General features: G+C 40.1%; 9 protein-coding genes and 1 pseudogene. 9 read left to right on the top strand and 1 reads right to left on the bottom strand.

Annotated elements, in window-relative coordinates:
• Positions 1-232 (top strand): annotated as a pseudogene (locus V6C71_17975) (IS1 family transposase).
• Complete coding sequence (locus V6C71_17970; GenBank protein ID HEY9770350.1) at positions 154-465, top strand: hypothetical protein; 312 nt, start codon at positions 154-156, stop codon at positions 463-465. Before V6C71_17975 ends, V6C71_17970 begins: the two are co-directional and overlap by 79 nt.
• Here the strand turns inward: V6C71_17970 and V6C71_17965 are convergent.
• Complete coding sequence (locus V6C71_17965) at positions 462-647, bottom strand: hypothetical protein (protein HEY9770349.1); 186 nt, start codon at positions 645-647, stop codon at positions 462-464. The genes V6C71_17970 and V6C71_17965 overlap by 4 nt on opposite strands.
• A gap of 364 nt (positions 648-1,011) precedes the next feature.
• On the opposite strand from V6C71_17965, the gene V6C71_17960 reads away from it, so the two are divergent.
• The 7 genes from V6C71_17960 (at position 1,012) to V6C71_17930 (ending at position 5,162) form a co-directional block, all read left to right on the top strand.
• Positions 1,012-2,139 carry a hypothetical protein gene (locus V6C71_17960; GenBank protein HEY9770348.1) on the top strand — a complete coding sequence of 376 codons (1,128 nt, stop codon included), beginning with the start codon at positions 1,012-1,014 and terminating at the stop codon, positions 2,137-2,139.
• Between the two features lie 127 nt (positions 2,140-2,266).
• Complete coding sequence (locus V6C71_17955; GenBank protein ID HEY9770347.1) at positions 2,267-2,509, top strand: IS1 family transposase; 243 nt, start codon at positions 2,267-2,269, stop codon at positions 2,507-2,509.
• 321 nt (positions 2,510-2,830) lie between these two features.
• A complete protein-coding gene (locus V6C71_17950; protein ID HEY9770346.1) occupies positions 2,831-3,385 on the top strand; it encodes a recombinase family protein in 555 nt (184 codons plus the stop codon).
• A 122-nt stretch (positions 3,386-3,507) separates the two neighbouring features.
• Positions 3,508-3,903: a transposase gene (locus V6C71_17945; GenBank protein ID HEY9770345.1), complete on the top strand. Its 396-nt coding sequence runs from the start codon at positions 3,508-3,510 to the stop codon at positions 3,901-3,903.
• 88 nt (positions 3,904-3,991) lie between these two features.
• Positions 3,992-4,333, top strand: coding sequence for a hypothetical protein (locus V6C71_17940; protein HEY9770344.1), 342 nt, complete (start codon positions 3,992-3,994; stop codon positions 4,331-4,333).
• Positions 4,297-4,494 (top strand): hypothetical protein, encoded by a 198-nt coding sequence (locus V6C71_17935; protein HEY9770343.1) that lies wholly within the window; start codon positions 4,297-4,299, stop codon positions 4,492-4,494. Before V6C71_17940 ends, V6C71_17935 begins: the two co-directional genes overlap by 37 nt.
• A gap of 518 nt (positions 4,495-5,012) precedes the next feature.
• Entirely contained in the window at positions 5,013-5,162 is a 150-nt protein-coding gene (locus V6C71_17930; protein ID HEY9770342.1) for a hypothetical protein, read from the top strand.
• The last annotated feature ends 224 nt before the right edge of the window (positions 5,163-5,386 follow it).

Genomic DNA, 5,386 nt, shown 5'->3' with positions numbered 1-5,386 from the left:
TGCCAAGCGTGACTTCTGGTACGCTTACAAAACAGTCATTCCTTCAAAACGCCATCGAGCGTTCGGGAAAGAAACAGGCAAAACTAATGATCTTGAAAGGTTCAATTGCACTTTACGCCCAAGAGTTTCTCGATTAGTCCGAAAAACTTGATCATTCTCCAAAAAGATGGAAAATCAGAGCGGGGCTATTTGGTATTTTATACATTACTACAATGCTTCCTTACACCTTTAGGACTACCAGATTTTTTAGTAAACTATCCGACTTTAAATCGACTAACGATCGCTGATGTAAAAGACATCGCCAAACTGTTACAACCATTAGGACTATTTTTTAGAGCCGAAAGATTATCTCAAACAGCCCAGATTATTATGAAGAAGCATAAAGGCAAAGTACCCCAAAAAGAAACAGAATTACTAAAGCTCTCAGGCATCGGCAAATATACAGCCAGGGCAATACTTTCTTAGGCATACGGACAGCCAGCAGCAGTACTAGATACTAACGTTGCCCGTATTTTGGAACGTTTCTTCGGTATTGAAGCAGCAAGGGTTAAATCTCGCTCTTTAATTCTCCAGAACGCAGCCGAAATAATTGACACCCCAATCGCAAGTGGGACATTGGAATTTAACTCTATTGGACTTTGGAGCATTGACTACTGCTAGAAATCCTAAATGTCTAAAGTGACCTCTTTCAAGTCCTTGTTATTGGTTTGACTATAATTAACATTTTGTCGTGCAGTGCGATTACGCTGCGCTAATGTAAGACTGCCGATGTTTTTGTATTCTTGATAATACAGTCCCATACCTCTGGAGATATATAGTAACGAAGTTGCTACGGCAATCAGTCGTATTGCGCTTGGTTTATCGCCAATGGCTTTAACTCATTAGACAACTTTTATCTCACTTAACCCGTGTGATCCTAAAGTCCGCTCCAAGACTTGTGAAGTCACTGTAAAGGCAAGATAAAGCTTTTATAAAGGTAATTAAGAAAACAATTACCTCACTTAAAGTACTATGGCTATCACTAAAATCTCCAATTCAAACCTTTTGACAGATACTTACGTAGTAGAAGACTGGAAAGGAGGATACAAGCTCGAAGTAGACTTAAGCTCAGATGTCATAGCTCAAGACTGGAAGTTAAACTTTGACCTGGCGGACTACAGTATTAGAGGAGCTTCTGGCGTAGATTTAGTCGATAACGGCAGTGGCAACTATACGCTCAGCGGACAAGGCAACGGGCAAAGTCTAGAACCAGGAGAAACCGTCAAAGCCATCTTGATTATTGACGATCAGGGTAAAGATGCAATTATTCCCGAATTTACGAATTTGATGGGGTCGGTCATTAGCGAACCCTTAGGAGCACCTGCACCTGCACCCGCACCCCAACTAAGTCAAGACGCTATTTCCGTCGGATTTGAAAATCATCTCCCAGGCACCGTGTATAGTAACGCAGCTCAAAGTAAAGATTGGAACGTTGACTGGTCTATTCAGATGGACAAGTTTGCTCATATCTCTAGTGAAGAAGCTCACTCTGGTAACAACTCCCTCAAAATGGACTATCCGAATAATGAACAGTCTAATGCTGGGGCTCAATGGTTAATTCCCGAACAGAAAGAATATTATCTTTCCTACTGGCTTAAGTTCGACAAAGGTTTTGATTTTGACGGCGACAAGTTTAGTGGCGGTAAACTACCCGGACTAGGCGAAGGCGATCTTGCTTCTGGAGGAACAAAGCCTAACGGAGAGAACGGTTTTACTTCTAGATATATGTGGCGCGAAGGTGGTCAAGCTACTGTGTATCTGTACCACATGGATCAGCCTGGAACTTACGGCGAAGACATCTTACTTAAAGGAGCGGACGGACAAGACAAGTATTTTGAGCCTGGTAAATGGCATAACATGGTTCAGCGTGTTCAGGTTAATGATGCTGGTCAGTCCAATGGTGAGATGGATGTTTGGATGGACAACGAACAGGTGTTAGAAATGGACGGTCTAAGACTTAATAACGGTCAAGGTATTGATACAGCATATTTCAGCACTTTCCACGGTGGTAACGGTGGCGAATGGTGGCCCCAGCAACAAGTCAATGCTCACTTCGATGACTTTGTGGTTTCGACTAATGCGCATGATGTCGGTCTGTAATTCTAGCTGGCTCAACTTATTGTCCGGGTAGTGTAATAAAGATGTCGCTCGAGCAAAACAGTGGAATCTGAAGTAGAAGTAGCTATTAGTTATTCTATGAATCAAGCAAGTTGGAAATTATAATTAGATGACAGTTTGGATTGCCGTCAAGTGTCCTGGTTGCCACTCGACAGATGTAGTAAGCAATGGCAAATCATCTCAAGGAAAGCAACGTTATCTCTGTCGTAACAACGAATGTCCTCGTTGCACTTTTATACTAAATTACACCAATCATGGTTATCAGCCACAAGTCAAACGAAAAATTACCGAATTGGCTTACGATGGTAGCGGTATTAGAGATACTGCTAGGTGTAGCGACCTGAAATTATAATCACCTCGACCCGAAATCATCGGTGTTTTCAGCCCACATTAAATGAAACTATAATTTTGCTTCGACCCACATTATCTAAAACTGAGACCAGATTAACTGAAACTAAACTGAAATTATAATTCTCGACCCACATTATTTGAAAACAAGCCGTATCTCTTTTTAGCCATGGTATCTGGCTTGTGTCAATAACGATGACTGATAAATGTTTGAATTATATGTTCCTTTTTGCCAAACATTTATGCACCAAAGTTATGGTTTAATTAAACCTAAAACCGTTTGATTTAACTTGATTAGCTGTTTTCTCAAACAACATTGTAAATTGTGGTCATATATGCCTATTTGAGAGTTTCCACCAATCAACAGGATGTTGATAATCAACGTCATGGGATTCTTGAATACGCCAACCAAAAAAGCCTGGGTCATCTAGAATTTGTTGCCGATTCAGTATCGGGTCAAAAAAGATGGCGCAAGCGGGAATTAGGAAAGCTGCTGACCAAAACCTCGCAGTCAGGGGATATGATGATCTTTGCTGGAATCAGTCGCATGGCTCGTTCTACCCTACAGGTACTAGAGATTCTTGAATGCTGTATGCAGCGAGGACTCTTGGTTCACATTGCTAAAGAGCGAATGGTATTGGATGATTCTATGCCCAGTCGGATTACAGCTACAGTGCTGGGTTTGGCAGCAGAAATCGAACGAGAATTAATTTCGATGAGAACTACTGAAGCTCAAGCCAAACGCAGATCAGGGGGGTCGAGTAGCAACTGTACAATAACCCCCGTTAAGAGAAATTATTTGGTGTACCAATTAAACTTTCTGAGAATTAGACCTCTCAAACCATTGAAAAGTCGTTATAATTTTCTGTACACTTGCTGATACTGAGCCACGAACTTAACATAAAACCCTGAAAGCGATCGCCAATTAGAAAAATTCAATCAGCCAAAATGACTTGAATTGAGCTTATAAAGCAGAACAAAAGTTCAAGGGAGTCAATTGCTATGGTTCTACATCATCAATCAATTAAACCCATTCCACTTCTCACCAAAGAAATAGCACACAAAGCTTTGACCAAGGGGAATCTTTACATGAGTCTTAGAGATGAATTGAGTGCATTTTATGATGATGAGGATTTTGCCGAACTCTATTCAGATGAAGGTCAGCCAGCATTACGTCCTGGGAGTTTGGCTTTGATCTGTGTAATGCAGTATATGGCTAATTTATCTGACACAGGGGCGGTAGAAGCAGTAGCCGCCCGTATCGACTGGAAATATGCTTTAGGACTAAAATTGACTGACTCTAGTTTTGATTCTTCAGTTTTAAGTTTATTTCGTTCTCGATTGTTGAAAGGGGAGAAAGAAAAGCAGCTACTGGATAAGCTTTTAGAACGCTGCTAACAACTCAAGCTAATCAAATCCAGAGAAAAAGCTCGAACTGATTCAACTCATATCTTGGCAGCAATTCGTAATCTTAATCGACTTGAATATGTTGGGGAAATCATTACGCTCTGCCTTAAATGTCTTAGCAGTGGTTGTTCCAGATTGGCTATCAAATGTAGTTAACAAAGATTGGTTCGACCGTTATAGTAAACCAGTTGGAGAATCTTGTTTACCACGAAAGACAGAAGCTCGTAACAAATATGCAGAAACCATTGGACGAGATGGGATGAAAATTTTAGAGGCTATTTATGATGAGCCGACTACACCTCAATGGCTAAAGGAGATTCCAGGTATAGAAACTCTGACAATTGCTTGGGTACCTCAATATTGGATTGATAACACTCAACTTCATTGGCGCAGTCATCAAGACTTACCCCAGCAGGAATAAGAAGTAATTCTCCTTATGATACTGAAGCCCGCTATGGTAATAAGCGACATACCACTTGGTTAGGCTACAAAGTACATCTCACTGAAACTTGTGAGAAAAATCAAATTCATCTAATTACCAATGTTCAAACTACATCAGCTAAATCTGCTTCTGTAGTTTGAACAGAATCGATTCATCAATCTTTAGCTGAAAAAGAATTATTACCCAAACAGCACATAGTTGATGCTGGTTATATAGATGGTTCTTTGTTGGTGGAAAGTAAACGAGAGCATGTAATCGAACTTCTTGGACCAGTTCGTGACAATGTGAGCTGGCAGTCTAAAAATCCTGAAGCTTACGATCTTAGTAAATTTAAAATCAACTGGAAAGATCAACAAATTACTTGTCCAGTTGGAGTCAAAAGCACAAAAAAATGGACTCCTCTCCTAGATCAATGGGGAAATAAAGTAATCAGACTAAAATTTCCCCGTAAGGCTTGTCGAGAGTGCAAATTTCGTCACTTATGTACTCATTCAAAAAATAAACCACGATAACTTACTCTACGCCATAAAGAAGAACATCTTGCGATAAATAGAAGAAGAAAACGACAAGAAACAAAAACATGGTCAAAACAGTACAATCAACGTGCTGGAGTTGAAGGAACAATTTCTCAAGGTGTTCGTGGTTTTGGTTTACGCAAATGTCGTTATGTGGGTTTGGACAAAGTTCATCTACAACACATCCTGACGGCAACGGCGATAAATGTGATTCGTCTGTTTGCGAGGGAGCGAAAGGTGTTCCTTTAGCCAAAACTCGTGTTTCTTCTTTTGCTAAATTAGCTCCTGATTAACTTTGATTATTTTGCTTTTTGGCGATCGCTTTCAGGGTCTTATGTTAAGTTCGTGGCTCAGTATCACTTGCTACTCACACGCCTGTAACGCCAAGCAGACACTATTACCTTAACTGTACTTAATCTCACTTATTTATTCGCCAGAAATTATTTTGTACTTTATTACTGCTAAATTACTACTAATTAAGCCAAGACTAGCTAATTACAAATAATTCTAATTCAAC

Origin of the sequence: Coleofasciculaceae cyanobacterium (assembly GCA_036703275.1) — a bacterium.
Taxonomy (GTDB): domain Bacteria; phylum Cyanobacteriota; class Cyanobacteriia; order Cyanobacteriales; family Xenococcaceae; genus Waterburya.
Note: the sequence above shows the minus strand (reverse complement) of the source record. Positions and strands in the feature narration are given on the sequence as shown.